The following is a 25234-nucleotide window of genomic DNA, read 5'->3' as shown; positions in this document are numbered from 1 at the left end:
GCGGGAGCAGTTCGTGGGTGGCCGACGCGCGGGGTCCGGTCAACACCGGTCCGGGTGATCAGTACAACAACATCACCCAGCTGTTCCACGACTCGCGGGGCAGAACCCCGCGCGCGGTGGATCTGGAGGAGGTCACCCGGCTGCGCCGGCGCTTCGTGTATCCGCCCGGCTTCGCGGCGGCGCGGGAGATCCTCCACGGCCGGCGCACCGTGATCCTCGACGGACCGCCCGGGAGCGGACGCAACGCGGCGGCTCGCGTACTCCTCCGCGAGATCGGCGGCCCCGGGCGGCACCTGCACGAACTGCTGCCGGACGATCCCCGGAACGGTGCCGACCGCCTCGACCGGGAAGCCGTCGGTGACAGCGACCTGCTGCTGCTCGACCTCTCCGACGGGGACGAGCAGCTCTGGCGGGATGTCCGGCCGGAGCTCTCCGCGCTCCGGGAGACGGTCCGGCAGCGCGGCGCGCACCTCGTGATCGTCCTGCCGCACCACCGGTCCGGACCGGTCACCGGGGAACCACGGGAGTACCTCGCGGAGATCCGGCCGCCCCTGGCCGGGCGGGTGCTCCAGAGTCACCTCCGCTCGGCGGAAGTACCCGCCGAGGAGACGGTGGCGTCCGCTCCCGCCGTCAACGCGTTCCTGAGCCGGAGCCGGCCGATGGCGGAGGTGGCGGCCTTCGCCTCGCTGGTCGTACGGGCCCGGTCCGCTGCTCCGGGGGCGGGGTATCCCCAGTGGTGCGAGAAGGCCCGCGCCGCGATGGACCAGTGGCTCCGGGACGTCGCGGACAAGGTCGAAACGCTCCGCCGGGGCCCGCAGCGCGCCCTCCTGCTCGCCACCGCGATGCTGCACGGCGCCCCCGCCGACACCGTGCACCAGGCAACCCTCAACCTGCTGTCCACCACCGGCTATCCGCGGGACGACCAGCACCTGCTGGAACGGGCCGATCTCGCCGAGCGGCTGAAGGAGGTCGGCGCGGAGACGGCCGGCGACGGCCGCGTGATCTTCGGCAAGGTCAACTACGAGGCCGCGGTACGCCGGCACTTCTGGGACCACATCCCCGAACTCCGCGAACACCTCCGGGACTGGACGGGCACCACCGTGGAGCGGGTGGCCCTGACAGAGGACGATCAGGACCGGCTGGTCCGGCGCTTCTCCGCGGAGTGCCTGCGTACCGGGCACACCTCGCTGCTCCGCGACCTCGTCTTCCAGTGCAGTTCCTCGACGGTCCACACCGGTCGGCTGCGAGCGGCGGCCCAGGCACTCGAACAGGGCCTCAACAACCAGCGCCACGCCCGGTACTTCCGGCAGGAGATCCTGGAGTGGGCCAGAAGGTCGCTGCCGGCCGGCCTGGCCCGGGTGCTCGTGGGGGTCTGCGCCGAGGTCATGGCGGTACGCCACCCCGACCAGGCTGTGGTCCGTCTGCACCACCTGGCCCGGCGGGAGAGACACGTCGCCGAGGCCCGTGAAGCTCTTCTGCGTCTCCTCGGGAGGGACCGCAGCCTCGTGCGCCTCATGCTGAAACGGCTGGCCGGCCCCCTCATGAGGAACGACTGGCCGGCCGACGCCATGCTCTTTCTCCGTCTGACCGACCCGGCGGCGCCCGGCGCGCGGGAGAGCCGCCTGGACGCGCTGTTCGCGGAACCGGGGGTGAGGAAGGCCGTGGTGTCGGGCTGGGGAGCCGTGTTCCGCCACCTCCCGCAGCACCGGTGGGAGGAACACGTACGCCGCTGGTACACCGCCGCGAGTACGGACGCTGAACGGGCGGGTCCGCTGCTCACCCTCCTGGTGGACGGTGCCGGAGGGAACGGCGAGACCCTGGCCCGCCTCTACGGCGTCGCGCGGCGCTGGGCGCGGGAGCCGGTGGCCGGCCCGCCGGCGACCGCGAGGGACTCCCTGGCCGGAGGTCTGCTCCGGAAGATCAACGACGCCCAGGGGCTGCGCGCCGCCTGACGCGCGTGCGCGGCACCCGGCGACGACCCGACCATCACCCCGACCGATGAAGAGAACCGAGGGGGACACCACCGTGAACCATTCCGGTCGCACGACCGTGACGGTACTGCTGACCGTCATCTGCGGCCTGCTGCTCTCCGTCCTCGGCCTGTGCCTGGAGTGGCCGGGCTGGGCCTGGGGGCTGCTGCTCGTCGTGCTGGCGGGCGCCCCGGTGGCCGTGACCTGGTCCGCGCGCCGCCGCCCGGCCCTGGTGCCACCCGAGATGGTGGCGCATCTGCCGCTGGAACCCGTGGAACGCAGGGAGCTGCGCGTCAGCGGGGTCACCCTGCCGAGCAAGTGGGCGGACTACGACTTTCTCTTCACCGCCACCGTGCGCTGGTGCCCGACGGGCGCCGCCGTGGACGAACCGGTGGTGAACCCGGGCGGCCTCGCCGCCGAGGCCGTGATCGCACGAGCCCGCGCGATCACCGAGCAGCGTGAACCGGGCCGGGCGGGCCTCGTCCAGCACGAACTCAACGGAGCGCTGGGACTGATGCGCCCCGACGCGACGGGGCATCTGCGGGCCATGGCGGAATCCGTCACCCTCACCCTCTCCGAGCGCGACCAGGAACGACTGGACAAGCTCGCCGCCGTCCGCAAGGACGAGGCCGTGTGGCAGCACGAGCGGAAATACGAACAGAGCCGCCGGGAGTACCTCGGCAAGGACGTGCTGAGGAACACCGGCAGCGCCGTCGTCTGGTGGCTGGCGAAGAACGACGACCAGGTCGAGAGAACCGTCGGTGACATCGGTCTGCTCGCCCAGCTCTCCTCGGCGGCCAGGGACGAGGACATCCCGGAGCGGTACCACGCCCTCGTACCGCACCTCGCGTCCGCCGCCGAAGCCGCGCCGGTGGCCCCGCCCCTCCCGGGGGACGAGTGGCACGGCCGGTACGGCGCCGGAAACGGCGTCCCTCGCGCGGACGGTCCGGGGGAGCACCTGGACGCCTTTCTCCGCTCCGTGGATTTCGCGGCCGACGCACCGCAGCGTCTGCTCCTGGCGGAGCAGATCGCGAGCCTCCTCGAACAGGACGGACGGCCCGACGCCGCCGAGGCCCTACGGCTCCACTTCGACCTCACTCCCAGGCCCCCGGGCCCCGCCCCTGATGACCCCGGTGACCCCGGTGACCCGGATGAGCCCTCCCCGTTCGGCGGCGATTCCCCGGACAGCGGTTTCCCGAACGCCGAATCCTCGAACGGGGAGACCTCGTGGCCTCATGCCCCGGGACCCTGACCGGCCGCCGTCCGCACCGGCCGGAGCCCGTTCCGACGGAAGGGAGTGACCCATGGAGTCCGAGATCCTGGCGCTGGCGGGGACGGCGGCATCCACACTGGTCGGCCTGATGGTGTCCGATTCCTGGCCGCACATCAGGGACCGGATCGGCAGGCTCCTCGGCGGCGGGCGGGCCGGGCGGGCCCCGGCCGGCGAACTCGAACGCTCCAGGCGCGTCCTCGTCGCCGCCCACCGCGACGACGACGAGGAGGCGGCGGCCCTGGTCGAAGCCGAGTGGCGGTCCCGCTTGGCCGGCCTGCTCGGAACCGACCCGGCGGCCGGCCGGGAACTCGGCCGTCTCCTCGATGAACTCGGCCGCGGTGACACACCGTCACCCTCACTGGAGGGTGTCCACAACGTCGTGAACGGCGAAGTCAGGAACGGGCCGGTCATCCAGAGCGGCCTGATCACAGGATTGACCATCCACTCCGGCTCCGGCGAACCGGAGCCGGACGCCTGAGGGAGGAACAGTTCGCGGCAGGGGGCCGGGGCGCGGCTGCCCACGGGGTGGCGGCCCCGGCCCACCACGCGGAGCAGATACGGCGTTGCCGCGTACTCCCGGCCGGCTCAGCGCAGGCTGTCGAGGAACCCGCGCCACGCGGCGGGGCTGAAGCCGATCACCGGCCCGGCCGGACGCTTGCTGTCCCGGACGGGGACGGCGTCCCGGAGACGGGCCACCTCGACACACTCGTTGTTACCGCCGCTGTAGCTGCTGCTGCGCCATATCGCGCCCGGCAGGTGAGGCGTGCTCTGGCCTGGGTTCTTCATTCCTGGTACTCCTTGGCCCGGGGCCCGGGCCGGGTCAGCGGGCGGTGAGGACGCGGGCCCAGGGCTCGTCGACGTCGGCCAGTCCGAGCATGGTCGCGACGTTGTCGAGCATCCCGGCACCGAACCAGTGCCGCACGGCCTCGTCGTCGCCCAGGAGCTGCTGAACGGTGGCGACCTGCTTCGCGTAGCACCGGCGTACGGCCTGCCGCACCAGCGGCTCGCCCGCGGCGCAGTTCGCGTGCATGAGGAAGCGGAGGATGTTCCGGTCGGCGACGAGGGCAGCGTAGGCACCGCGCGCCGCGTCCAGCGCCGCGCCGGGCGCCTCGCCGGCCCCGCCCGATGCCGGCGCGTGCGCGGTCAGGGTTTCGGTCATGACGGTGGACACGTGGTCGACGACCGCCGCGAACAGGGCTTCCTTGTTCGGATACAGGCGGTAGAGGTACGGCTGGGAGATGCCGGCCCAGTCGGCGATCTCGTGGGTCGTCGTACCGTAGAAACCCTTTCGGGCGAAGCACTCGACCGCGGCGGCCACGATGGTCCGGCGTCGTTCGTCGCTCTTCGTGCTGGTGCCGGCGGCGGGCATGGGGCTCAGTTAAGCACGGTGGCCTCAGGCCCCGAAAGTCACGCCCGGGCCGGGGCCGGAGGGTGCGTCGCCGGGGTTGAGCGCCTCGATCGCCACCAGCGGGTTCCAGTAGTCCAGGTAGTGGGTGATGAGCCCGTCGTCATCGGTGCGGACGACGGAGATGCACGTCTGCTCGTACGGCTTGCCCGTCGGCAGTGCGGTGCCCACTGAGCGGAATTCGGCGATCGCGAGACCCGGGTCGAGCGTCTCGTGGAAGACCAGGTCGCGGAACTCGACGTCGAAGGTCTCGGGGAAGTGGCGCATGTGTGCGACCAGCGCGTCCCGCCCCTCGACCCGCCGGGGCACGCCGTCCGGCGCGTAGGGGAGCTCCAGCACCCCGTCCGGGGTGAACAGCTTCACCCACGCGTCGACCTCGCCCGCGGAGGTGAGGCGCAGATGCTCGGCCAGGGCGTGCTGGGCGGCGGTGCGGCGGCCGGTGGGGTCCTGCTCGGTGGCCATGCGGTCTCCACGGGTCGGAGTGGTTAGTGGTCGATCGATAACTAACCGCACCGTACCACCCGGGGCCTTTGTGTGGTCACCCGACTGTGTGTGGTCACCCGGCCCCGCCCTCCGCGCCCCGCCCCGGGGCACGTCTCTTCTCCGTCACGGAGTCGGGTACGGGCCTTGCCGGAGGCGGAGTTGGCGGGATCATGGGCGGGTGGAGATCGCGGAACTCGTCCTCAAGTACGTCGAGGCGCTGGCCTGGCCGCTGGTGACCGTCGGGCTGGTCTGGAGCCTGCGGCGTCATCTCGGGCAGGCGTTCCGGCGGATGACGCGGCTCGAAACCCCGGCCGGGGCCGTCGAGTTCGCCCTCGATGTGCGGGACACCCTGCGGCAGGCGCAGGCGGCGGCCGATCAGGCGGACAGGGCTGGTGTCCCGCCCCCGTTCCCGGCTCCGGTACCCGCTCCGGCTCCTGTGCCGGCACCCGCTCCGGCCCCGGCGCCCGTCCCGCCGCCGGTTCCGTGGACGCCCTGGGACACCGTTCCGGTCCCCGTCCCACCGGAGCCGGAAACGGAAACGGAGCCGCATCCGGAGCCACAGCCGGATGGCCGGCCGCAGGGGCCTGAGCCGGTTCCGGAGCCCGCCGGTCCGCCGTCGCGGGACGACACCCCGCCACCGGGTTCGGCCCCTCCACCGGGTTCGCCCCCGGCCCCGGAGCCCGACCCGGGCGCGGACCCGGGCCCGGTCCCGCCGCCTCCCCCTCCCGCCGGTGACGGCGCGGTGTCCCCGCCCCCGTTCCCCGCGCCCGGCTACGGGCCTCCGTCCCCCGGGTACGGCTTCCCGCCCCCCGGGTACGGCTCCCCGCCCCCGCAGGGTCCCGGGCCGGGTGGAACGGACGGGGGGCCGTACCCCGTCCCCTGGACCCCCGAGCGCACCAGGCGCCGTAAGCGCCGGGTCCGCGACCCCGCGCAGGCCCAGGCTCCGCTGCGGGGCGGTGGTGTCCTGGACGAGGCGTGGCGGCTGGCCGGCGACTTCCCGCTCCGGGCCGTGGACGAGGCGTGGAGCGTTCTGATCGGCGTGAGCGCCGGGGTGCTGGGGGAGCATTTCGCCGATGCCGAGCGCGCCACCGCGCCCGAGATGGTGCGCCGGCTGGAGCGGGTGGGGCTGCCGCCCGACGCGGTCAGCGCGTTCGACCAGCTGCGCGACCTGCGGAACCGGGCCCTGCACGGGGCCGGGGACGTCACGCCCGCAGCCGCCCGGGATTTCATCGAGAGCTGCCTCGCCGTCATCCGCGTCGTCGAAAGACTGGGCTGAGACGTCAGCTGAGACGTCACCCGCCTCCCGGAGCCGCCGGGCCGGCACGCGGAGACGGGCCGGAGACGGGCCGGAGACCGGCCCCCCCGGATCGGGTCACCGCCACGGGACCGTTCTCGGCACCTGCCCCGCGCCCCCTGGCCGCACATCACCACCCCCGCCGCACCGGAGAGCCGGAGGGCCGGAGGGCCGGAAACGAGGCGCGGCGGGGAGGGAGGGAAGGGAACGGAGCCGGCACGCCCCCGTGGCGCCACGCGGCGCGGCGCGGCGGGGCGGACGTGCCGGCTCCTGGCCCGCCGCCCGGCCCGGGTGCCCGCCGGGTCACGGGCTCGACGCGGTTCACCCGCGGTGGGGGCGCCGGTCTCGCGCCGAGAACTTCCGTGCGCGCGGCGGGGAGCCGGTGCGGCGGGGGTGGGGGAGGGGAGCGAGTGGGGTGGTGCCCCCGCCCGGCGGCGGGGGCACCGGCTCGTACGCCGATCAGTTGTACGAGATGTCCGACGAGCTGTACTTGCAGTACGTGCCGTCGGACCCGCTGCCGAGTTCCTTCGGCTCCTTGCCGGAGCTGTTGCCCTCGTAGCGGACGCACGGCTTGATCTTCTTGCTGCTGTCGCCGTGGACGCGGATGCCGGAGAGGCTCGCGGTGTCGCCGTAGTTCTGGTTGATGCCGACGATCTGCTTGCCGGGCGCCGTGACATCGGTGTTCTGCACCACGATCGAGCGCTTGTACTGCGTGGAGCAGTTGCCGCAGGAGCGCACCAGCTTGCCGAAGTCCGAGACCTGGAAGCCGGTCACGGTCAGCGTGCCGGCGCCGTTGAACTGGAACACCTTGTCGGACGCCTTCCGCGCGCCACCACCGCTGACGGTGTAACGCGCGGAGGACGACTTGCCCTTGAAGGTGGCGGCGTCCTCACCGACGTCCTCCCACCAGACGTTCTGGAGCGTGCAGCTCCCGGCGCAGTGGACGCCGTCGGCGGCGGGGGCGCCGAGGACGACGTTCTTCAGCGTCGCGCCGTCGGCGAGGTTGAACAGGGGCTTCTGGCCCTCGTCCTGGCCGCCGCTGCCGAGGCTGCCGCTGCCGTAGAACCGCTGGAGCTTGCCGTCGTAGGTGCCGGAGACGCTGATCGTGGAGGAGACGGGCACACTGCTGCTCGGGTTCGGCCAGGCCGCGGCGGCGGCCGACGTGCCGGCGGTGCCGGCGGCGCCCGCCGTGCCGCCCGCGAGGACGGAGGACGCGGCGAGGATGGTGGCGCCGAGCCCGGCGAGAGCCGCCCGGCGGAGACGCGAGAGTGGGGGACGAAGACGCATGCCACTGTGCCTTTCGGGAGAATTCCGCTGGTTCCGCACGCGCCCGGCGAGGAGCCTTCGCGCGTGCGGGCTGAACGGTGAGCTGGGCGTGCGCGGCCCGGCGCGTCCCCGGGCGGGGAAGCGGGGGCCGGTCGTGCGCGGTCCGGGGCGGGGCGTCCTGCCGTCGGCGGGGGCCGGGGGCGAGAGGGACGGTGCGGGCCGCTGAACGGAAAGTAGAGGGTAAGCGCTTTCTCGTCAACGGGTCCGGCACGGAACGGTGGTGAGGATTTCGGGGTGGGCGTGCCGTCGGCGTTCACCGGGATCCGGGAAGACCCGGCGTCCGGGGAGGTCGCGGAATCCACCGTACCCCCAGTTCAGGCGGGTGATCGGAGTGCCGGCGCCGCGGTGTTCGCGAGGTGCGTCTCCGTGGCGGTGTCCACCGGGGCGTCGGCCTGCCGGAAGGCCGGCCCGATGTCAGCGCTTTCTCCGCTCCGCTTGATCGGGTGTGGAGGCCGGCGCGCAGCGCGGCGCCTCTCGCCGCCCGGTATGCCAATGTGTCCCACATCACACAGCTCCCCGGTGCCGGGGCGATGAGTTCCGGGCCGGCCCGCCGTCTGCACTGCCGTAACACCGGGAGCGGAACAAGAGGAGTGAGCCCCGTGCGCATGGTGGTCAGCGAGTTCATCAGCCTGGACGGCGTCGTGCAGGCCCCGGGCGGGCCGGAGGAGGACACCGAGGGCGGGTTCGCGCACGGCGGCTGGACCCACCCCTTCTTCGAGCCCGAGGTGCTGGGGGGTTACGTGGACGAGGGCCTGTCCGGGGCCGAGGGGCTGCTCTTCGGCCGCCGCACCTGGAGCACGATGGCGGACGCCTGGCCGGAGCGGTCCGGCGACCCCTTCTCCGACCGCATGAACGAGATCCGCAAGTACGTCGTCTCCGGCACGCTCGGCGAGGGCGACCTGCGCTGGAACAGCGAGCACATCCCCGGCGACCAGGCCGTCGCCCGCATCCGGGAGCTCCGGGCCGCGGACGGGGGGCACCTCCTCGTCATGGGCAGCGCGACGCTCGTGCGCACCCTGCTGGCGGAGGGGCTGGTGGACGAACTCCGGCTCATGGTCATGCCGGTGCTGCTCGGCGGCGGGAAGTCGATCTTCCCCGCCGGCGGCGGGCTCCGCGCGCTGGAACTGGTGTCCTCGGCCACCACGCCCACCGGCGTCCAGCTCTGCACCTACCGTCCGGCGGCCACGGAGGGGTGACGGCCCCCGGCGCCCGGCGCGGGACGGAGGGACCGCCGGCGGGGGGACGGGGTCCGCGCCGGCGCGGGACGGGGGTCCGCGCCGGCGGGGCCGGCGGGCGGCCCGTCCGCTCCGCCCGCCCGGCTCCCCCGTTTGCCCGGCTCCCGGCCCGGCTCCTTCCGGCTTCCGGCCCGCCCGGCCCGGCCCCTCCGCCTCCCGGCCCGCCCCGTCCGGCCCGCCCCGTCCGGCTCAGACCCCGGCCACCCCGTCGGCCCCGTCGAGCCCGTGCACGGTGGTCAGTTCGGCGAGCCCGGAGATGGTCAGGACGGGCCCGAGCAGCGGGGTGGCGATGAGTTCCAGCCGCTCGGCGTGGGCGAAGAGCACACTGAGCCCGGCGCTGTCGAGGTACTCCACACCCGACAGATCGAGGACGAGCGGGCCGGAGGTGGCGTCCAGCGCCTCGGCGAGCAGCCCCGTGTTGCTCATGTCGATCTCGCCCGCGACCGACAGCTTGCGGGTGCCGTCGGGGCGCTGCCCGGGGATGAGAGTGAGCTGCGTGGTCATGAAGCGATCCTCGTGTGCATGTCGACGGTGGTGCCGGCGGCGCCCTGGGTGATGGTGACCTGCTGCATCAGGGCACGCATCAGGGCGATGCCGCGGCCCCGGTGGGTGTTGAGCTCGGGCTGCGGGGCCTTCCACCGCCCGGTGTCGGTGACGGTCAGGCGCAGGTCGTCGACGAAGGCCTCGACGCGGATGCGCACCGTGTCCCCGGGGGTACTGCGATGGCCGTGCTCGATCGCGTTGGCGCAGGCCTCGCCGGCGGCGACCAGGACGTTCTGAACCGTGCGCGGGGGCAGCTCGCACTGGTCGAGCCAGCCGCGCAGTGCCTTGCGGACCGGCGCGAGCTGGGAGGACTCGGCCGGGAAGGCCATCTCCAGCGGGGCCGGGTGGCGGTAGAGCAGCAGGGCGACGTCGTCGTCGTAGCCCTCGGCCGGGGCGAGCCGGCTCATGACCTGGGTCGCGAGGTCGTCCACGGCGGAGTGGCGGCCGGCCTGGATGGCGGCCCCGGCCTGGTCGATACCCGCGCTCAGCGGGCGGCGCCGGCGTTCGACGAGCCCGTCGGTGTAGAGCAGCAGCGTGGAGCGGGCGGACATGGCGCACTGCCCGTCGGGGCGGTCCCGGCCGGGGCGGACCGCCAGCGGCAGGGAGCGCCCGTCCTCCAGCAGCAGGGTGGTGCCGTCGGGGTGGGTGAGGATGCCGGGCGGGTGACCGGCGCTGGAGTAGGTGAGCTGCCCCGTCCCCGGGTCGAGGACGCCGCAGAAGACGGTGGTGCACATGGCGCCGGGGACGCCTGCGGCGAAGTGGTCCAGGGCCATCAGGGTGCGGGAGGGGCTGGCGTCCTGGAGCAGCAGGGCGCGGCAGGCGCTGCGGAGCTGACCCATGACGGTGGCGGCCTCCAGGCCGCGGCCCACGCAGTCACCGACGACGATGCCGATCCGCCCGTCCGGCAGCGGGACGGTGTCGTACCAGTCGCCGCCGACCTCCAGCGGCTGGGTGGCCGGCTCGTAGCGGACGGCGAATCCGTCGGGCAGGTGGGAGGGGCCGAGGATGGCGCGTTGCAGGGCGATGGCCGTCTCGCGCTGCTGGTCGATCTGGTGCGCGCGGGTCAGGGCCTGCGCGAGGTGACCGGCGAGCAGGGAGAGCAGAAGCTGGTCCTCCTCGGTGAAGGGCCGGTTCTCGCCGAGGTCGATCCACACGACCATGGGCCCCTCGGGGTGCTCCAGCAGGATGCCCGCGCCGGTGTGCTCGACGACCACCGGCGCGAGCAGCGGCTGCCGGCGCACGTCGGCGATCACGCGGCGGCGTTCCGCGGGCAGGTCCTGCCAGGCGGTGGTGTCGGTGGCGGCCAGGAAGGGCTCCTCGCCCTGTTCGAAGACGGCGGCCAGCACGCACCGCGCCCGCCACAGCTCCTGGAACTCGGCCAGGGCGCCGCCCAGGGCCTCGGTGAGGCTGGTGGCCCGGGAGAGGCGGGTGCTGAGGGAGGCGAGGGCGCTCTCGCGCTGGATGGCGTAGTGCTCGGCGGTGACGTCCCGGAAGGTGCCCACCGTGACGCTGCGCTCGCTGTCGGGATCCTGCGCCTGGGCGAACGTGGCCGTCACCCACAGCCGGTGCCCGTCACGGTGGTCGACGGGGATGGTGTAGGTGCCCTGGTTGCTCTCGAGCAGGAGCGCGAAGGCGTCCTCGACGAGCTGGTGCGCCTCGGGGTCGGTGGCGGCGTCCGGCCACCAGGGGTGGATTGCCGGGTAGGGCAGGTTCTCCGGGCCGTAGCCGAGGATGTCGGTGAACGCGGCGTTGATCTCGATGACGGCGCCGTCCTCGTCGCAGACGAAGAACGCCTCCTGCAAGGAGTCCACCAGCGCGGTGCGCCAGCGCGCGTGGTGGCCGCGCAACCGCGCCAGCTCGACGTTCGCCCGGACGCGGGCGAGGAGTTCGGCGGCGGCGAACGGCTTGACGAGGTAGTCGTCCGCCCCGGCCTGCAACCCCTCGATGGAGGCCTCCTGCCCGGCGCGCGCGGAGAGCAGCAGCACGGGCACCGACGCCGTGCGGGTCTCCCCGCGCAACGCGGCGACGAGCTCCAGGCCGTCCATGCCGGGCATCATCACATCGCTGATGACCAGGTCAGGGGCGTCCCGGCGGACGGCTTCCAGGGCCTCCCGGCCGTCGGCGGTGGCGTCTACGCGGTACCCGGCGCCGGCCAGCAGCCGGGTGAGGTACTCCCGCATGTCGGCGTTGTCGTCGGCGACCAGCACCCGGGCCGTGGTGGCCGGCGCCGGGACGGTGGCCGGATCGCCGGGGGTGGCCGGATCGCCGGGGCCGGCGGGCTCGGCGCCGGAGGAGCCGGCCGGCAGCCAGCGCAGCGCCTCCTGCACATACGGGGCGGCCGCGAGGGAGGTGGGGCGCGGCTCGGCGTCCGGCGCGATCGTCTCCGGGTCCAGATGCGCGGTGCCGTAGGGCAGGCGGATGGTGAACGTGGTGCCGGCGCCCTCGGTGCTCTGCGCGGTGATGGTGCCGCCGTGTAGCCCGATCAGCTCCTGGACGAGGGCCAGGCCGATACCGCTGCCCTCGTTGGAGCGGGAGCGGGCGTTCTCGATGCGGTGGAACCGCTCGAACAGCCGGTCCATCTCGTGGGCCGGGACACCGATCCCGGTGTCGGCGACGGTGACCACCGCGTGCGTCCCGTCGTCGGCCGCGGTGACCCGGACCGAGCCGGTGAAGGTGAACTTCAGCGCGTTGCTGAGCAGATTGAGGATCACCTTCTCCCACATGTCGCGGTCGATGAAGACCGGCCCGGCGAGTGGGCGGCAGTCGACGTGGAAGCCCAGCCCGGCCTTCTCGACGGCCGAGCGGAAGACGCTCGCCAGCTCGGCGGTGACGACGGACAGGTCGACGGGCCGGTACGTGGCCCGCATCCGGCCGGCCTCGATCCGGGAGAAGTCCAGCAGGGTGTTGACGAGCTTGCTCAGCCGCAGCCCGTTGCGGTGGATGACGTCGAGCTCCTGCCGCGCCTGCGGATCGCTGTCGGCGAAACGGGTGCGCAGCTCCTCCACCGGCCCCATGATCAGGGTCAGGGGGGTGCGGAACTCATGGCTGATGTTGGAGAAGAAGGCGGTCTTCGCGCGGTCCAGCTCCGCCAGCTCCTCCGCCCGGCGCTGCTGGGTCTCGTAGCTGCGGGCGCTGGCCACACCGGCCGCGATGTGGCCCGCCGCCAGCTCGACGAACCCGCGGTAGCCGTCGTCCAGCGGCCGGTACCGGTTCAGCCCGGTCACCAGGAAGCCGTACGGGGCGCCGCCCTGCTGGAGTAGCGGCACGGCCAGCGCCTGCGTGGGCGGCTCCGGCCAGGCGCCGGAGGGCAGGTCCGTGAACGGCGGGCCCTCCAGCGGGATCAGGGCCTCCTCGCCGCGGGAGAGCGCCGCGACGGGCCAGAGGGCGCCGGTGTCACCGGGGCCGCCGGGGCGCTCACCGCCCGTACCGCCTGTATCGCGCGCACCCGTCCCGCCTGCCGCCTCCCCGGGCGTGCCGTCCGCCCCGTCCACGCGCAGCACGGGCGGCGCCGCCGGATGGTCGCGCCCGATGCCCGTCGCCCCGGCCAGCCGGGCCGAGCCGTCCTCGTCGAGCAGATACGTCAACGTGAACGGCAGGTCCTCGCGGTTGCGGTCGAGCTGCCGGCCGGTGAAGTCCAGGATCTCCCGCTCGGTGCGGACCACGCTCGGGTCGGAGCCGAGGTCCCGCAGGGTGGCCATCCGCCGCTGCCCGATGACCCGTTCGGTCTCCTCGCTCACCACGCACAACATGCCGACCACCGCTCCGGCGTCGTCCCGCAGCGGGCTGTAGGAGAAGGTGTGGTACGACTCCTCCGGGTAACCGGAGCGCTCCAGGAACAGCAGCAGCGCCTCGTCCCAGGTGGCCTGGGCGGTCTCCAGCACGGCGGAGATCCGGGGGCCGATGTCCTCCCAGATCTCCGCCCACACCTCGCTCGCCGGGCGGCCCAGCGCCCAGGGGTACTTCCCGCCCAGAGTGTCCCGGCGGTAGGCGGCGTTGCAGAAGAAGGTGAGATCGGGTCCCCACGCCATCCACATGGAGAACCGGGAGGACAGCAGGATGCTCACGGCCGTCTGGAGACTCTGCGGCCACTCCTCGGGCACTCCGAGGGGGGTGGCCGCCCAGTCGACCCGGGCCAGGTCCGGGCCGATCTCGGGGTCCGCGGCGAACACCTCCGCCCCGGTCGTCACCGGCGGCTCACGGTCCCCGTCTTCGTCTCCGGAACGCACCACGTGACGACACCTCTCCGTTCCTGCCGCGCATCTTCCGGAAACCACACGCGACCGGCGGGGGAGACGGGAGACCGACACGCGGATCTTCGGTTGCCGGCGCCTGCCGCTGATGAAAAGCCGCAGACCGGGCACAAGGCCGCCATGTCTTTCGTCTCCCCCGTCCACCGGCGTCGCAGGGTCGCGGTGACGTCCGGACTCCGCTTCGCGAGACCGTCCCTTGTGGAGGCTCTGCGACTTCGTAGGATAAGCCAGCCGGCCTGGAGACCTGCCCGGTCCATCCAGCAGAAGCAGCAGACACGAGGCAGAGAATTGACACCTACGGAACGCGTGGTCCACGGCACCGCCCGGCGCACTCCGGGCCCGGCCCGCCGTGCCGCGGCCATCCGGTCCGTACGGGCAGCAGCACAGGAGGCATGGTGACCGAGGCACAGCGCACACTGACCGTCACCCACCGGTCCCACCCGGCGGGGCCGATCGTGCTCCACCTGGACGGCGAGCTGGACTACCACACCGCTCCACGCCTCAGCCGGGCCCTCGACGAGATCACCTTCTCCGCCGGGACGGACGTGATCCTCGACGTGACGGAGCTCGCCTACTGCGACTCCACCGGCCTGACCGTACTGATCAGCGCCAACCAGCGGGCCGAGGCCGGCGGGGCGCGCTTCGGCATCGCCGGCCTCAGCCGCGATCTGCGGCGGGTCTTCACCATCGTCGGTCTCGACCAGTTCTTCACCCTGTACGCGAGCACCGAGGAAGCCGTCGAGCAGCTGGGGAGGTGACCCCGGCGCTCCCCCGGAAACCGTGAACCCCGTGAGGCCGGTGGGCCTCACGGGGTTCACGGGTTCACGGCTTCACGGGCGGAGCGGTTCACGGGCGGGGACGCCGTTCACGCCACGGCGGTCTCGCCCGGTGGCGTCCGGGCGGGGCCCGGCAGACGTGACGCCGGAGTGAGCCGGGGTGGCCCGGGATGGTGCCGGTTCACTCGAAGGCCGGCATGACCTCCTTGATGAACCTCTCCAGCGACGCGCGCTTCTCCCGGTGCGGCAGACCGTTGTCGATCCAGAAGCTGTACTCGTCCACGCCGAGTTCCTCGTAGCCGCGCAGCCGCTCGATCACCTCGTCCGGGGTGCCGATCACCGCCGTCCTGTGCAGCGACTCCGGCCGGAACTCCGGGCGCTCCTCGAACTTCGACTCCGGGCTGGGCGGCAGGAACCCGTTCCGCGGGGTGGTCTTGTTGCCGAACCACGCGTCGAAGGTCCGGTAGTAGCGGTTGATCGCCTCCGCGGCCGGGCGCCAGCCCTCCGGCTCGTCGGGGGAGTGGACATGCGTGTGGCGCAGCACCATCAGCTCGGGGCGCGGCACGTCCGGGTGGTTCGCCACGGCGGTGTCGAACTTCGCCTTGAGGGCGGCGACCTCCTCGTCCCCCTTCATCAGCGGGGTGACCATGACGTTGCAGCCCTGCGCCACCGCGAAGTCGTGGGAGGCCGGGTCGCGGGCGGCGATCCACATGGGCGGGGTGGGCCGCTGCACCGGCTTGGGCACACTGGTCGAGGTCGGGAACTGCCAGATCTCGCCGTCGTGCGCGTAGTCGCCCTGCCAGAGCGCCCGGACGGCCGGCACGAGTTCCCGCAGGTGCTTCCCGCCGTCGGCGGCCGGCAGCCCGCCGGCCAGCCGGTCGAACTCGAACTGGTGGGCGCCCCGGGCCAGTCCGACCTCCGCCCGGCCGTTGCTGATGACGTCGAGCAGCGCGCACTCACCGGCGACCCGGATCGGGTGCCAGAACGGCGCGATGACGGTCCCGGCGCCCAGCCGGATGGTGGAGGTCTTCGCGGCCAGGTGGGCGAGGAGCGGCATCGGGCTGGGGGAGATCGTGAACTCCATCCCGTGGTGCTCACCGATCCACACGGTGCGGAACCCGCCGGCCTCGGCCAGCACGACCAGCTCGGAGAGTTCCTCGAAGAGCTGCCGGTGGCCGACCTCCTCGTCCCAGCGCTCCATGTGCACGAACAACGAAAACCTCATGACTGCTCCTTGTCTGCCGCGTCTGCCACGGCTACGGCGTCTGCCGCGTCCGCCGCGGGGGACGCCGCCGGGTCCGCCGCGCCGTCCGCCCCGGTGGCCGGCGGGCGGGCGGCGTCCGTCTCGGCGAGGGTGACGTCGCCGGTGGCCCAGTGCGTCCGGGGCACCTCGTGGACGACGACGCGGATGTACTCGGGCCGGGTGTCCACGGTGCGCAGGACCGCGGCGTGCACCTCGTGCATCAGTTCCCGGATCTGCGCCGGGGTGCGGCCCCCGGCAAGGGTGATGGCGACCTGTGGCATGTCAGCTCCGCATCGTGAAGGGGTCGGCCACGGGCTCCTCGCCGGTGTTGATCCACACGCTCTTGAGCCGCGTGTACTCGCGGATCGTCTCGGTGCCGTGCTCGACGCCGGTGCCGCTGGTCTTGAACCCCTGGCGCGGGGACATCGGGGACATGGCCCGGTAGGTGTTGACCCACACGGTCCCGGCGTCCAGGCGCGCCGCCATCCGGTGCGCGCGGGCGAGGTTCGTCGTCCACACGCCGGCGGCGAGGCCGTAGTCGGTGTCGTTCGCCAGCCGGACGGCCTCCTCCTCCGTGTCGAACGGCATGATCGCCAGGACGGGCCCGAAGATCTCCTCGCGCACGACGCGCATGCCGTTGTCGACGTCCACGAGGATCGTCGGTTCGTAGAAGTAACCGCCGAGGCCGCCGTCGGTGGCCCGGCCCCCGGTCAGCACCCGGGCCCCCTCGCCGCGCCCGAGGTCGACGTAGCCGGCGACCTTGTCGCGCTGGGCCTCGAAGGCCAGCGGGCCGAGTTCGGTCCGCTCGTCCAGGGGGTCGCCCATGACGATGGACCCGGCGCGTTCCGCGACCCGTTCGAGCAGTTCGTCGTAGACGGAGCGGTGCGCGAGCACCCGGCTCCCGGCGATGCAGGTCTGCCCGGCGGCGGCGAAGATGCCGGCGACGACGCCCATCGCGGCGTTCGGGACGTTCGCGTCCTCGAAGACGATGTTGGGCGACTTGCCGCCGAGTTCGAGGGTGGAGCCGATGAAACGGCTCGCCGTCGCGGCGGCGATGGCCGCCCCGGTGGCGGTGGAGCCGGTGAAGGAGATCTTCGCCAGGTCACGGTGGTCGACCAGGGCCTGCCCGGCCTCGGCGCCGTAGCCGGTGACGACGTTCACCGCGCCCGGCGGGAACCCCGCCTCCAGCGCCAGTTCGGCGAGTTTCAGGACCGAGGCCGAGGTGTACTCGGAGGGCTTGATCACGACGGTGTTCCCGGCGCAGAGCGCGGGCGCCAGCTTGCTGCTGGTCAGCGTCAGCGGGGAGTTCCAGGGCGTGATCGCGCCGACCACGCCGAGCGGTTCCCGGGAGGTGTAGTTGAGGACCCGCCGGTCGGAGGTGGGGATGACATCGCCGTGGATCTTGTCGGCCAGCCCGGCGTAGTAGTGGTAGTACTCCGGCAGGGTGGCGAGCTGCCCGCGCATCTCGCGCAGCAGTTTGCCGTTGTCCAGGCTCTCCGTGCGGGCCAGGTCCTCGGCGTTCTCGGCGATCAGCTCGCCCAGGCGCCGCAGCAGGTGCCCCCTCCGCGTCTGGCTGAGGTCGCGCCACCGCGGGTCCTCGAACGCCGTCCGCGCGGCGGCCACGGCCTTGCCGATGTCGGCGGCGTTCCCGCGCGCGGCCCGGTAGAGGACCTCGCGCGTGGCCGGGTTGGTGCTCTCGAAGTACTCACCCGACGCGGGCCCGGCCCGTTCCCCGCCGATGAAGTGCTCCAGCGTGGTGAGGTCAGACATGCGCGCACTCTCCGATGAAGGTGGTGAGGGAGTCGGTGAACTCCTCGGGGCGCTCGACGGGCAGCATGTGACGCGCTCCGGGGACGACCACCGCGCGGCAGTCGGGGAGCGCCGCGGCGAGCCGGTGGGTCATCGCCGGGGTGGAGCCGGGATCTCTCTCGCCCGTCACGGCCAGCGCGGGGACGGTGATGCCGGCCAGCTCCGGCGCGAGGTCGGCGTCCGCCGTGGCGAACACGCGGTAGCAGGCGAGGAAGGACCCGGTGTCGTTGGCGAGCAGCGTGGCCCTGGTGCGGGCCACCCGGTCGGGGCCGACGCCCGTCCCGGCGTACCACCGCTCCAGGGAGGCGGCGGCGCTCGCGGGGAAGTCGGCCTCCGCCCGGCTCAGCCGGGCGAGGACCGACGCCCGCTCCTCGGCCGTCCGCCGGCAGACCGAGCTGACCGAGGTCAGCGTGGCCGCCGACGCCGGGCGGCGCAGCGCCAGATGCTGGGCGACCAGAGCGCCGAGGGAGAAGCCGACCAGGTGTGAGCCGGCCGGGATGTCCCCGGCGACTCCGTCGGCCAGGTCCGCGAGGCTCACCCCGTCGCCCACCGGCGGGCGGCTGCCGTGGCCCGGCAGGTCGGGGGTGAGCACGGTGAAACGGTCGGCCAGCAGGGCGGCGGCGGGCTCCCACATGGTGTGGTCGAGCCCGACGCCGTGCAGCAGGACCACGGTGGGCTTGCTCATGGCGGGTTACTGCTCGGTGGTGAGCGGCGCCAGGCGCTGCTGGGGGCGGCCCTGGGCGGCCGCCGCGAGCGCGATGACGATCTCGTCCGGGTGGGGGGCGTCGGAGACGCGGACCTCGAAGCTCTGGTGGTGCGAGCGGATCGTGGCGTCGGTGATGTGCTTCAGCGGGATGTCGAAGACCACGCCGGCCGGGCCGCGCTTCTCGACCGCGGGCAGCAGGGTGGTGGCGTTCGCGGCCTTGCGGAAGTGGTCGCCGAACTTGAGGGTGTGGATCAGGGCCGAGCCGTGCTCGATCTCGCCGCCCAGGCCGACGATCGCGGCCTTGCCGTAGGCCTCGGCGGGGGCCCCGAGCGCGTCGAGCACCGCCGGGGCCAGCAGCGCGCCCAGGTCGGAGGCGTGCGCCTCGATGCCGGGGGCGAGGTCCTCGACGAAGCCCTGACCGGCCCACGGGTTCGCGACGACCGCCGCGACGACGGCCACCCGGGCGGGCTGGGCGACCGCCCGGCCGCCCTCGGTGTGGATCTCCTCGACGACGGTCACGATCTTGCGGACGCTCATGAGGGAACAACCTCCAGGGTTTCGGTGGTGACGACGGGGTCGGTGACGCGGTCCCCGATCCGGGGGTGCGGGCGCGGCCCCGTCGACGCGGCGGCGACGACGACGATCTCGTCCGCGCGCGGGGCGTCGGAGACGCGGGCGCTGATGGTCTGGTAGTGGCTGCGCGTCGCCGCGTGGGTCTTGTGCCAGAGCGGGACGACCAGCTCCTCGCCCGCCTCGGCACGGGTGTCGGCGAAGCAGATGATCGACTCGCCCTGGAGGAACTCCCGTACCAGGTTGCCGAAGTACGGGGTGTGGATGAGGGCCCCGGCGTGCTCGATCTCGCCCGCCGTGCCGACGATGGCGGCCTTGCCGAAGGACTCGATCGCGTCGGCGCCGCCCAGGGCGGCGATGAGGCGGCCGGTCAGCAGCCTGGCGAGCACCGGGGCGACGCGGCTCTGCTCCGGGGACAGGTCGGCCGACGGGCCCGTGCCCACCCAGGGGTTCCGGATGACCGCGGCGACGCTGGCGCGCCGTGCGGGCTCGGCGGGGGTCGCGCCCGCCTCGGTCACGACGGTGTCGCGGTAGAGCACGAGCTTCCGCAGACCGATGTTCTCGTCAGGATGATCCGTGCGCTCTTGCATGCCACAGGATGCTAGGTGTCGCTTCTCGCACCGGTCAAGGGGGAGCGGCGGGAAGGTTCCCCTGGCCGGTACCTGCTGTGGAGTAGGTCAGCCAACTATCAATGACCTGCACTGTTTACATGCTCGAAAAGTAGAGAACGATTTCCGGTCACGAACCCTTGACGCTCCATGTGTGGCATGCCTTACTGCTCCTTGTATGCCAGAGCGGGTGGCCATGGGCCCCGCCGACCCAAGGAGTTCTATGTCCAGTCACCTTGGAACGGGCGCGGAAGCGACGCCCGTGACGCCGCCGGGGCGCGGTCGGCACACCACCCCCGACGGCAGCCCCGACACCCCCGACACCCCCGGCACCCCCGATCCGGTGCGTGGGAGCGGCAGGCTCGGTTCCGTCTTCTGGGCCTCGGTCGGCGTCGCCGCGATCTTCGTCGCCTGGGCGACCGTCTTCACCGGGAACCTCAACAGGGTGACCTCGGCCTCGCTGAACTGGGTCACGTCGACCTTCGGCTGGGCCTTCCTGGTCGTCACCCTCGGCATCCTGCTGTTCCTCGTCGTCCTCGCCTTCAGCCCCGTCGGAAACCTGCGGCTGGGCAAGGAGTCCGACCGGCCCGAGTTCACCACCCCGGCCTGGTTCGCGATGCTCCTCGGCGCCGTGATGGGCATCGGCCTGATCTCGTACGGCGTCGCCGAGCCGATCTCCCACCTGACGGCGCCCCCGCACGGCCTCGCCGAGCCGAACACGCCGGAGGCCGCGGTGCGGGCCCTCCAGTACTCCTACTTCGACTGGGGCCTGCACGCCTGGGCGGTCTTCGCCGTCTTCGGGCTCGCCATCGCCTACTCCACCTACCGCAAGGGCCGCCGCCCCCTGGTCAGCCAGTTGTTCGTACCGCTGCTGGGGGACCGGGTGAACGGGCCGGTGGGCAAGGTGATCGACGTGCTCGCCGTGTTCGCGACCCTCTTCGGCACGGCCACGTCGCTGGGCCTGGGCGCGCTCCAGATCAACAACGGGATGGGCCGGCTGTTCGGCGTGCCCGTCAACTCCGTCGCCCAGGTCGTCATCATCGCGGCCGTCACCGCGGTGTTCACCCTGTCGGCCGTCACCGGCATCAACAAGGGGATCAAGGCGCTCAGCTTCACCAGCGGTTTCCTGGCGATCGCGATGCTGCTGTTCATGCTCGTCGTCGGGCCGACGGTCTTCATCGCCAACCTCTACACCGAGTCGATCGGCCTGTGGGCCACCGACTTCGTCCGGATGAGCCTCCAGGGCACCGCGTTCGGCGGGCTGGAGTGGATGCAGTGGTGGACGTACTTCATGCTGGCGTGGTGGGTGTCCTGGGGCGCCTTCGTCGGCATCTTCCTGGCCCGGATCTCCCGCGGCCGGACGATCCGCGGCTTCATCCTGGGCGTCCTGACCGTCCCCAGCGTCGCCTTCTTCACCTGGTTCACGGTCTTCGGCGGCTCGGCCATCCACGTGGACCTCAACCGGGGCGGCGACATCGCCGAGCAGACCGCGGCGGACTTCGGCAACGCCTTCTTCGCGACCCTGGAGCACTTCCCCCTGGCGACCGTCACCTCCGGGGCCGCCGTCCTGCTCGCACTGATCTTCTTCGTGACGAGCGCCGACTCCAACACCTACGTCCTGGGGTCGATGACCTCCGACGGCTCGCTGAACCCGACCCGCCCCGTCCTCGTGCTCTGGGGCGTCCTCACCGGTGTCACCGCGGTCGCGCTGATGCTCGCCGACGGGCTCAACGCGTTGCAGAACACCGTCATCGTCACCTCGCTGCCCTTCCTGGTGATCATCGCGGCCCTCGCGGTGTCCTTCTGGAAGGAGCTGCGCGCGGACCGGGAGGCGGACCTGGCGGCGGGACGCCTGGCCGTACCGCACCCGCCGGCCCGCGCGGAAGCCACGCCTCCCGCACCTCACACCGGCCCCACGGACTCCGCAGCCCAGGCACATCCCACGGACCAGGCAGACCCCGCAGCCCAGGCAGACCCCACGGACCAGGCAGCCCAGGCAGACCCCACGGACCGAAAGGAGAAGACCGATGTCACACCCTGACCCCGGCACCCGGCGCGAGCTGATCGAGAAGGTGTGGGCCGCGGCCTGGGGCCACGGTGACGTCGACGCCCTCGACGAGCTGCTGAGCCCGGCCTACCTCCGCCACGGCCAGGACCCCGAACCGCAGGACCTGGCCGGCTTCAAGGCGGCGATCGTCTCCACCCGCGCCGCGTTCGCCGACCTGACCACGGTCGTCGACGACATCGTGATGGACGGCGACCGGGTCGCGATCCGCTGGCACAGCGACGCCACGCACACCCACTCCTTCCTCGGGGTCCCGCCCACCCACCGGCGGGTCGCCGTCAGCGGCGCCACCTTCGCCCGTTTCGAGGGGGACCGGATCGCCGAGGAGCATGTGACGTGGGATCCCCGGGCGCTGCTCTCGGCGCTGGGCATCATCCGCGTGGGACAGGACTGACGAGCGAGATGAGGAGGAACACCGCCATGACCACGACCGCCCCGGCCCCCGACATCACCGTGATGAAGCAGGTCAACCGGCAGTTCGTCACCGGAGTCACCGTCGTGACCGCGATGGACGGGGACACGCCCCGAGGGCTGGCCGTCAACGCCTTCTCCAGCATCTCGCTGGAGCCCGCCACGGTGATGGTGTGCGTCCAGTGCACCTCGTCCACCCACGACTGCCTGTTCCGGGCGGACCACCTCGCGATCAACATCCTCTCCACGGACCAGCTCGACGTCGTCGGCACCTTCGCGAGCAAGGCCCAGGACAAGTTCGAGCAGGTGGAGTGGGAGAGGGGCCCCTTCGGCAGCCCGCTGATCGCCCGCAGCAGCGCGCGGATGGAGGTCCAGATCCGCGAGCGGCTCCAGGCCAGTACCCACACGGTATTCATCTGCCGCGTGCTCCACGCCGAGGTCGACGAACGCTCTCCCATGGTCTACAGCGCGGGTAAGTTCTTCGACGGCGGCGCGCTCGCTCCGCTGGGATGACGGGCGGGCCGCCCGGGAGACGGAGGAGGATTCGGTGAAGCGCGCGGAGAGCGAACCGAGGTCGCGGTCACCCCAGCCCGAGAACGGGGGAGGGTCGAGGCAGGCCAGGGTGATCGCCGACATGCGCCGGCGGATCATCAAGGGAGAGATCGAGCCCGGGGCGCCGCTCTCGGAACTGGCGCTCGCGGAGGAGTTCGGCGTCAGCCGCACGCCGGTGCGCGAAGCCCTCAAGCAGTTGCAGACCGAGGGCCTGGTCGAGATCCGGCCCCGCGTCGGGACGTTCGTCACCACCCCCTCGCGCCGCGAGATCACGGAACTCTTCGAGATGAAGGAACTCCTGGAGGGCGCCGCGGCCCGCCTCCTCGCCCGGCGCGGCCGCGTCACGGAGATCGGCCTGCTGGAACGGAACCTGCGCGAGGCCGACGAGGCCGTGGCGCGGGACGACCGGGAGCGCTACGCGGAGCTGGTCCAGGAGTTCCACGACCTGCTCATAGCCGGTGCCGACAACAGCAAGCTGGAGGTCCACTACCGGATGCTGATGAACCAGCTCGCCTACTCCCGGCTGGTGAACACCTCGCTGAGCCAGCCCGGCCGCGCGTTGCAGTCCGACCGCGAACACCACCTCGTCCTGGAGCTGATCCTGGAGAAGGACGGCGACAGCGCGGAGTACATGATGCGCGAACACGTCCGCGCCAGCCGCCGCGCCCTCCTGGCCGGCCTGCCCCTCGACCTCCCACCCAAGCGCCCCGGCGGCACGGGCCCCTGACCTGGCCGGGCCCGCCTCGCGGCGGCGGGACTCCGGGGAGCGGCGCCGGTGTGTGGCGCCGACGCGTCCCGCGACCGGCACCGGCGCGGCTCGGGCGCCGGTCGCGGGTGTGGTGCCTCACCGGGACGCCGGGGAGCGGGGGCATGCCCAGCCGGACCCAACCACCGGCGCTCGCGCTGCCGCCAGACGCGCACTACGGTGCTCGTCGTGGCGAAGACGCGCATCGGCATTGGCCCGGAGCCCGACCGGGCCGAACGCATCAGGCAGCACGCGGAGTGGGCCGGCAAGGATGGCCCGGCGTATCTGGCGCATGCGGCAACGGGCCAGATGGCCGGGGTCGAAGCCATGGAGGAGCAGTTCGCCGAGGTGGACGCGGTCATCGCCCAGGCCGAGCGGGCCGCGGACAGCCTCCCCGCCGGACTCGTCCCCGAACCAGCCGCCGAACTCACGGAGCAGGAACGCCGCGAGGTGAAGGAGGCCCTGTGCCTCGTCCAGGGCCGGAACCGGCACGGCAGCCGCCCGGAACACGCCACGTGAGCGCTTGAGGCTCCGGTCCGTGGCAGGCGTGTCCATCTGCCCGCGGTAGCCGAGCCTCTTCCGGCGGACGACGGCGAACTCCCAGATGAACGCGGCATCCCGGAGCCGTCCGCCCGGGAGCCGCACCGTTCACCCGCCGCACGAGGGCGCCCGGCACTTGGGCGCCCTCGCCCTCCCGCCGTCGTAGCTGGCTCCGCCGCGCGGCCGCCGGCGCGTACCACTGTGCCGGTGCCGAACGGCCCGGCTCCCGCTCGTGCGACGCCGTGGCGAACGGCTCGGCCCCCGCTCGCCCGGCGATGCCCGTGGCGAACGAGCGCCCGGGACCGCGCTCGCGTCAGGCGGGCCCTACAGCAGGTGATCCGCCTTGCCGGCCTTGATCTCGGTGATGAGGGTGCGCAGAGCGTCGAGGGAGTCGGTGAGGTGGTTCTCCTCCTGGCCGTTGACGGCTATGTATCCGTTGCCGTCGGCATCGGTGCCGAGGCGGAAGCAGGAGCTGCCTTCGGCGCAGAACGGGCTTTCCCAGGTGATCTCCGGCACTGGAACTCCTCACAGTTGGCGTGCGATGTCACGGATGAAGTCTTGGGACTGCTCCGCCGGCAGAGCCAGACCTTCCAACAGGTCGAGCTGCGCCCGGTATTTCGCCAACTGCCCCTCGGCGTACAGGAAGGTGGGCCCGTGGGAGCTGTCCACCTGCACCGTATCGAGCTGCGGCACGGGCCCTTCGATGTAGACGACCGTCTGGCCCGCGCCGGGGAAGGCGCCACGGTCGAAGGGGAGAACAAGCACGGTGACGTTCTCCCGCTCGGAGACCTCCAACAGGTACTCCAACTGGGCACGAGCCACGTCGACTCCACCGAACTGCATCCGGAGCGCGGCCTCGTGGATGACCGCGATGTAGGGGACCGACTTCTCGCCGGTGATCACTTCCTGGCGTTCCGCGCGCAGTGCGAGGCGTAGGGCGACCTCGTGCTCGGGCAAGGGGGGAACGGCGGCCCGGAAGATGGCCATGGCCTGTTCCGACGTCTGGAGCATGCCGGGCACGTGGACCGTGTTGGCGCCGCGCAGGCGCACCGCGTTGCTCTCCGCTTCCGCGATGTCCAGCAGGCCCTGCGGCAGGATTCCTCGGTAGCGCTCCCACCAGCCCGGACTCGGCTGAGCCATCGCGACGAGTGCTTCGACGTACGGCTCGTCGGTCAGATCGCAGTTGCAGGCCAGCGTGCGGAGACGGTCGGCGCTGATACCCCGCACGCCGGACTCGATGTTGGAGATCTTGCCCCGGTCCACACCCAGCAGGCCCGCCGCGAACTCCGCCGGCATCCCCGCAGCGGTACGGATGCGTCGCAGTTCACTTCCGAGCCGCTTCTGCCGTTCCGTGGGGGCCGTCCTCGGGGGCATGAGGTTCCTTCCGTCCAGCAAAGGCCGATCAGTCGCGCGCGGAGAGCACTTCACCC

25 protein-coding genes are annotated in these 25234 nt (G+C 72.6%); 11 read left to right on the top strand and 14 right to left on the bottom strand.

Annotated features, from left to right (window positions below; all coding sequences use genetic code 11):
- Nucleotides 1-17: 17 nt before the first annotated feature.
- From HCK00_RS10015 to HCK00_RS10005, 3 genes are all read left to right on the top strand, one after another.
- Nucleotides 18-1952 carry a hypothetical protein gene (locus HCK00_RS10015; protein WP_168101468.1) on the top strand — a complete coding sequence of 645 codons (1935 nt, stop codon included), beginning with the start codon at nucleotides 18-20 and terminating at the stop codon, nucleotides 1950-1952.
- 73 nt (nucleotides 1953-2025) lie between these two features.
- Nucleotides 2026-3222, top strand: coding sequence for a hypothetical protein (locus HCK00_RS10010; protein ID WP_168101467.1), 1197 nt, complete (start codon nucleotides 2026-2028; stop codon nucleotides 3220-3222).
- A gap of 52 nt (nucleotides 3223-3274) precedes the next feature.
- Entirely contained in the window at nucleotides 3275-3721 is a 447-nt protein-coding gene (locus HCK00_RS10005; protein ID WP_168101466.1) for a hypothetical protein, read from the top strand.
- A gap of 107 nt (nucleotides 3722-3828) precedes the next feature.
- Here HCK00_RS10005 and HCK00_RS10000 read toward each other — a convergent pair whose 3' ends face one another.
- From HCK00_RS10000 to HCK00_RS09990, 3 genes are read right to left on the bottom strand one after another with little or no spacing between them, the layout of a single operon-like run.
- A complete protein-coding gene (locus tag HCK00_RS10000; RefSeq protein WP_168101465.1) occupies nucleotides 3829-4029 on the bottom strand; it encodes a DUF397 domain-containing protein in 201 nt (66 codons plus the stop codon).
- 34 nt (nucleotides 4030-4063) lie between these two features.
- On the bottom strand, nucleotides 4064-4612 hold the full coding sequence (locus tag HCK00_RS09995; RefSeq protein WP_168101464.1) for a TetR/AcrR family transcriptional regulator: 549 nt from the start codon (nucleotides 4610-4612) through the stop codon (nucleotides 4064-4066).
- A 24-nt stretch (nucleotides 4613-4636) separates the two neighbouring features.
- Nucleotides 4637-5110, bottom strand: a complete 474-nt coding sequence (locus tag HCK00_RS09990) for a nuclear transport factor 2 family protein (RefSeq protein WP_168101463.1) — start codon at nucleotides 5108-5110, stop codon at nucleotides 4637-4639.
- Nucleotides 5111-5873: 763 nt separating this feature from the next.
- Between HCK00_RS09990 and HCK00_RS09985 the strand changes: the two genes are divergently transcribed.
- The gene (locus tag HCK00_RS09985; protein WP_168101462.1) at nucleotides 5874-6407 is read left to right on the top strand and encodes a hypothetical protein; all 534 of its coding nucleotides are present in this window, start codon (nucleotides 5874-5876) and stop codon (nucleotides 6405-6407) included.
- A gap of 477 nt (nucleotides 6408-6884) precedes the next feature.
- Here the strand turns inward: HCK00_RS09985 and HCK00_RS09980 are convergent, their stop codons facing one another.
- Nucleotides 6885-7712: a pectate lyase gene (locus HCK00_RS09980; protein ID WP_168101461.1), complete on the bottom strand. Its 828-nt coding sequence runs from the start codon at nucleotides 7710-7712 to the stop codon at nucleotides 6885-6887.
- Nucleotides 7713-8350: 638 nt separating this feature from the next.
- Here HCK00_RS09980 and HCK00_RS09975 point away from each other — a divergent pair.
- Nucleotides 8351-8947, top strand: a complete 597-nt coding sequence (locus tag HCK00_RS09975) for a dihydrofolate reductase family protein (protein WP_168101460.1) — start codon at nucleotides 8351-8353, stop codon at nucleotides 8945-8947.
- Nucleotides 8948-9175: 228 nt separating this feature from the next.
- Here HCK00_RS09975 and HCK00_RS09970 read toward each other — a convergent pair whose 3' ends face one another.
- Both HCK00_RS09970 and HCK00_RS09965 read right to left on the bottom strand, forming a co-directional pair.
- Nucleotides 9176-9490 carry an STAS domain-containing protein gene (locus HCK00_RS09970; RefSeq protein ID WP_168101459.1) on the bottom strand — a complete coding sequence of 105 codons (315 nt, stop codon included), beginning with the start codon at nucleotides 9488-9490 and terminating at the stop codon, nucleotides 9176-9178.
- Nucleotides 9487-13563, bottom strand: coding sequence for a SpoIIE family protein phosphatase (locus HCK00_RS09965; RefSeq protein ID WP_240965458.1), 4077 nt, complete (start codon nucleotides 13561-13563; stop codon nucleotides 9487-9489). The genes HCK00_RS09970 and HCK00_RS09965 overlap by 4 nt, the downstream gene beginning before the upstream one ends.
- A gap of 608 nt (nucleotides 13564-14171) precedes the next feature.
- Between HCK00_RS09965 and HCK00_RS09960 the strand changes: the two genes are divergently transcribed.
- The gene (locus HCK00_RS09960; RefSeq protein WP_206320149.1) at nucleotides 14172-14537 is read left to right on the top strand and encodes an STAS domain-containing protein; all 366 of its coding nucleotides are present in this window, start codon (nucleotides 14172-14174) and stop codon (nucleotides 14535-14537) included.
- A gap of 199 nt (nucleotides 14538-14736) precedes the next feature.
- On the opposite strand, the gene HCK00_RS09955 is transcribed toward HCK00_RS09960, so the two are convergent.
- From HCK00_RS09955 to HCK00_RS09930, 6 genes are read right to left on the bottom strand one after another with little or no spacing between them, the layout of a single operon-like run.
- Nucleotides 14737-15780 carry an LLM class flavin-dependent oxidoreductase gene (locus HCK00_RS09955; protein WP_168101458.1) on the bottom strand — a complete coding sequence of 348 codons (1044 nt, stop codon included), beginning with the start codon at nucleotides 15778-15780 and terminating at the stop codon, nucleotides 14737-14739.
- The gene (locus tag HCK00_RS28435) at nucleotides 15777-16079 is read right to left on the bottom strand and encodes a tautomerase family protein (protein WP_311765242.1); all 303 of its coding nucleotides are present in this window, start codon (nucleotides 16077-16079) and stop codon (nucleotides 15777-15779) included. The genes HCK00_RS09955 and HCK00_RS28435 overlap by 4 nt, the downstream gene beginning before the upstream one ends.
- Nucleotide 16080: 1 nt before the next feature.
- Nucleotides 16081-17568 carry an aldehyde dehydrogenase gene (locus HCK00_RS09945; RefSeq protein WP_168101457.1) on the bottom strand — a complete coding sequence of 496 codons (1488 nt, stop codon included), beginning with the start codon at nucleotides 17566-17568 and terminating at the stop codon, nucleotides 16081-16083.
- A complete protein-coding gene (locus HCK00_RS09940) occupies nucleotides 17561-18292 on the bottom strand; it encodes an alpha/beta fold hydrolase (protein ID WP_168101456.1) in 732 nt (243 codons plus the stop codon). Before HCK00_RS09940 ends, HCK00_RS09945 begins: the two co-directional genes overlap by 8 nt.
- 6 nt (nucleotides 18293-18298) lie before the next feature.
- Nucleotides 18299-18850 (bottom strand): amino acid synthesis family protein, encoded by a 552-nt coding sequence (locus tag HCK00_RS09935; protein WP_168101455.1) that lies wholly within the window; start codon nucleotides 18848-18850, stop codon nucleotides 18299-18301.
- On the bottom strand, nucleotides 18847-19473 hold the full coding sequence (locus HCK00_RS09930) for an amino acid synthesis family protein (RefSeq protein WP_168101454.1): 627 nt from the start codon (nucleotides 19471-19473) through the stop codon (nucleotides 18847-18849). The genes HCK00_RS09935 and HCK00_RS09930 overlap by 4 nt, the downstream gene beginning before the upstream one ends.
- A gap of 241 nt (nucleotides 19474-19714) precedes the next feature.
- On the opposite strand from HCK00_RS09930, the gene HCK00_RS09925 reads away from it, so the two are divergent.
- From HCK00_RS09925 to HCK00_RS09905, 5 genes are all read left to right on the top strand, one after another.
- Nucleotides 19715-21532 (top strand): BCCT family transporter, encoded by a 1818-nt coding sequence (locus HCK00_RS09925; protein ID WP_206320148.1) that lies wholly within the window; start codon nucleotides 19715-19717, stop codon nucleotides 21530-21532.
- Nucleotides 21519-21950, top strand: coding sequence for an ester cyclase (locus HCK00_RS09920; protein ID WP_168101453.1), 432 nt, complete (start codon nucleotides 21519-21521; stop codon nucleotides 21948-21950). Before HCK00_RS09925 ends, HCK00_RS09920 begins: the two co-directional genes overlap by 14 nt.
- A 26-nt stretch (nucleotides 21951-21976) precedes the next feature.
- The gene (locus tag HCK00_RS09915) at nucleotides 21977-22480 is read left to right on the top strand and encodes a flavin reductase family protein (RefSeq protein WP_168101452.1); all 504 of its coding nucleotides are present in this window, start codon (nucleotides 21977-21979) and stop codon (nucleotides 22478-22480) included.
- Nucleotides 22481-22589: 109 nt separating this feature from the next.
- Complete coding sequence (locus tag HCK00_RS09910; RefSeq protein ID WP_311765241.1) at nucleotides 22590-23246, top strand: GntR family transcriptional regulator; 657 nt, start codon at nucleotides 22590-22592, stop codon at nucleotides 23244-23246.
- 207 nt (nucleotides 23247-23453) lie between these two features.
- On the top strand, nucleotides 23454-23783 hold the full coding sequence (locus HCK00_RS09905) for a hypothetical protein (RefSeq protein ID WP_240965435.1): 330 nt from the start codon (nucleotides 23454-23456) through the stop codon (nucleotides 23781-23783).
- Between the two features lie 345 nt (nucleotides 23784-24128).
- Here HCK00_RS09905 and HCK00_RS09900 read toward each other — a convergent pair whose 3' ends face one another.
- Together HCK00_RS09900 and HCK00_RS09895 are read right to left on the bottom strand one after the other, a co-directional pair.
- Nucleotides 24129-24320: a hypothetical protein gene (locus HCK00_RS09900; protein ID WP_168101449.1), complete on the bottom strand. Its 192-nt coding sequence runs from the start codon at nucleotides 24318-24320 to the stop codon at nucleotides 24129-24131.
- Nucleotides 24321-24329: 9 nt separating this feature from the next.
- Nucleotides 24330-25178, bottom strand: coding sequence for a helix-turn-helix domain-containing protein (locus HCK00_RS09895; RefSeq protein WP_168101448.1), 849 nt, complete (start codon nucleotides 25176-25178; stop codon nucleotides 24330-24332).
- Nucleotides 25179-25234: the final 56 nt, after the last annotated feature.

Origin of the sequence: Streptomyces zingiberis (assembly GCF_012034935.1) — a bacterium.
Taxonomy (GTDB): Bacteria; Actinomycetota; Actinomycetes; order Streptomycetales; family Streptomycetaceae; genus Streptomyces; species Streptomyces zingiberis.
Note: the sequence above shows the minus strand (reverse complement) of the source record. Positions and strands in the feature narration are given on the sequence as shown.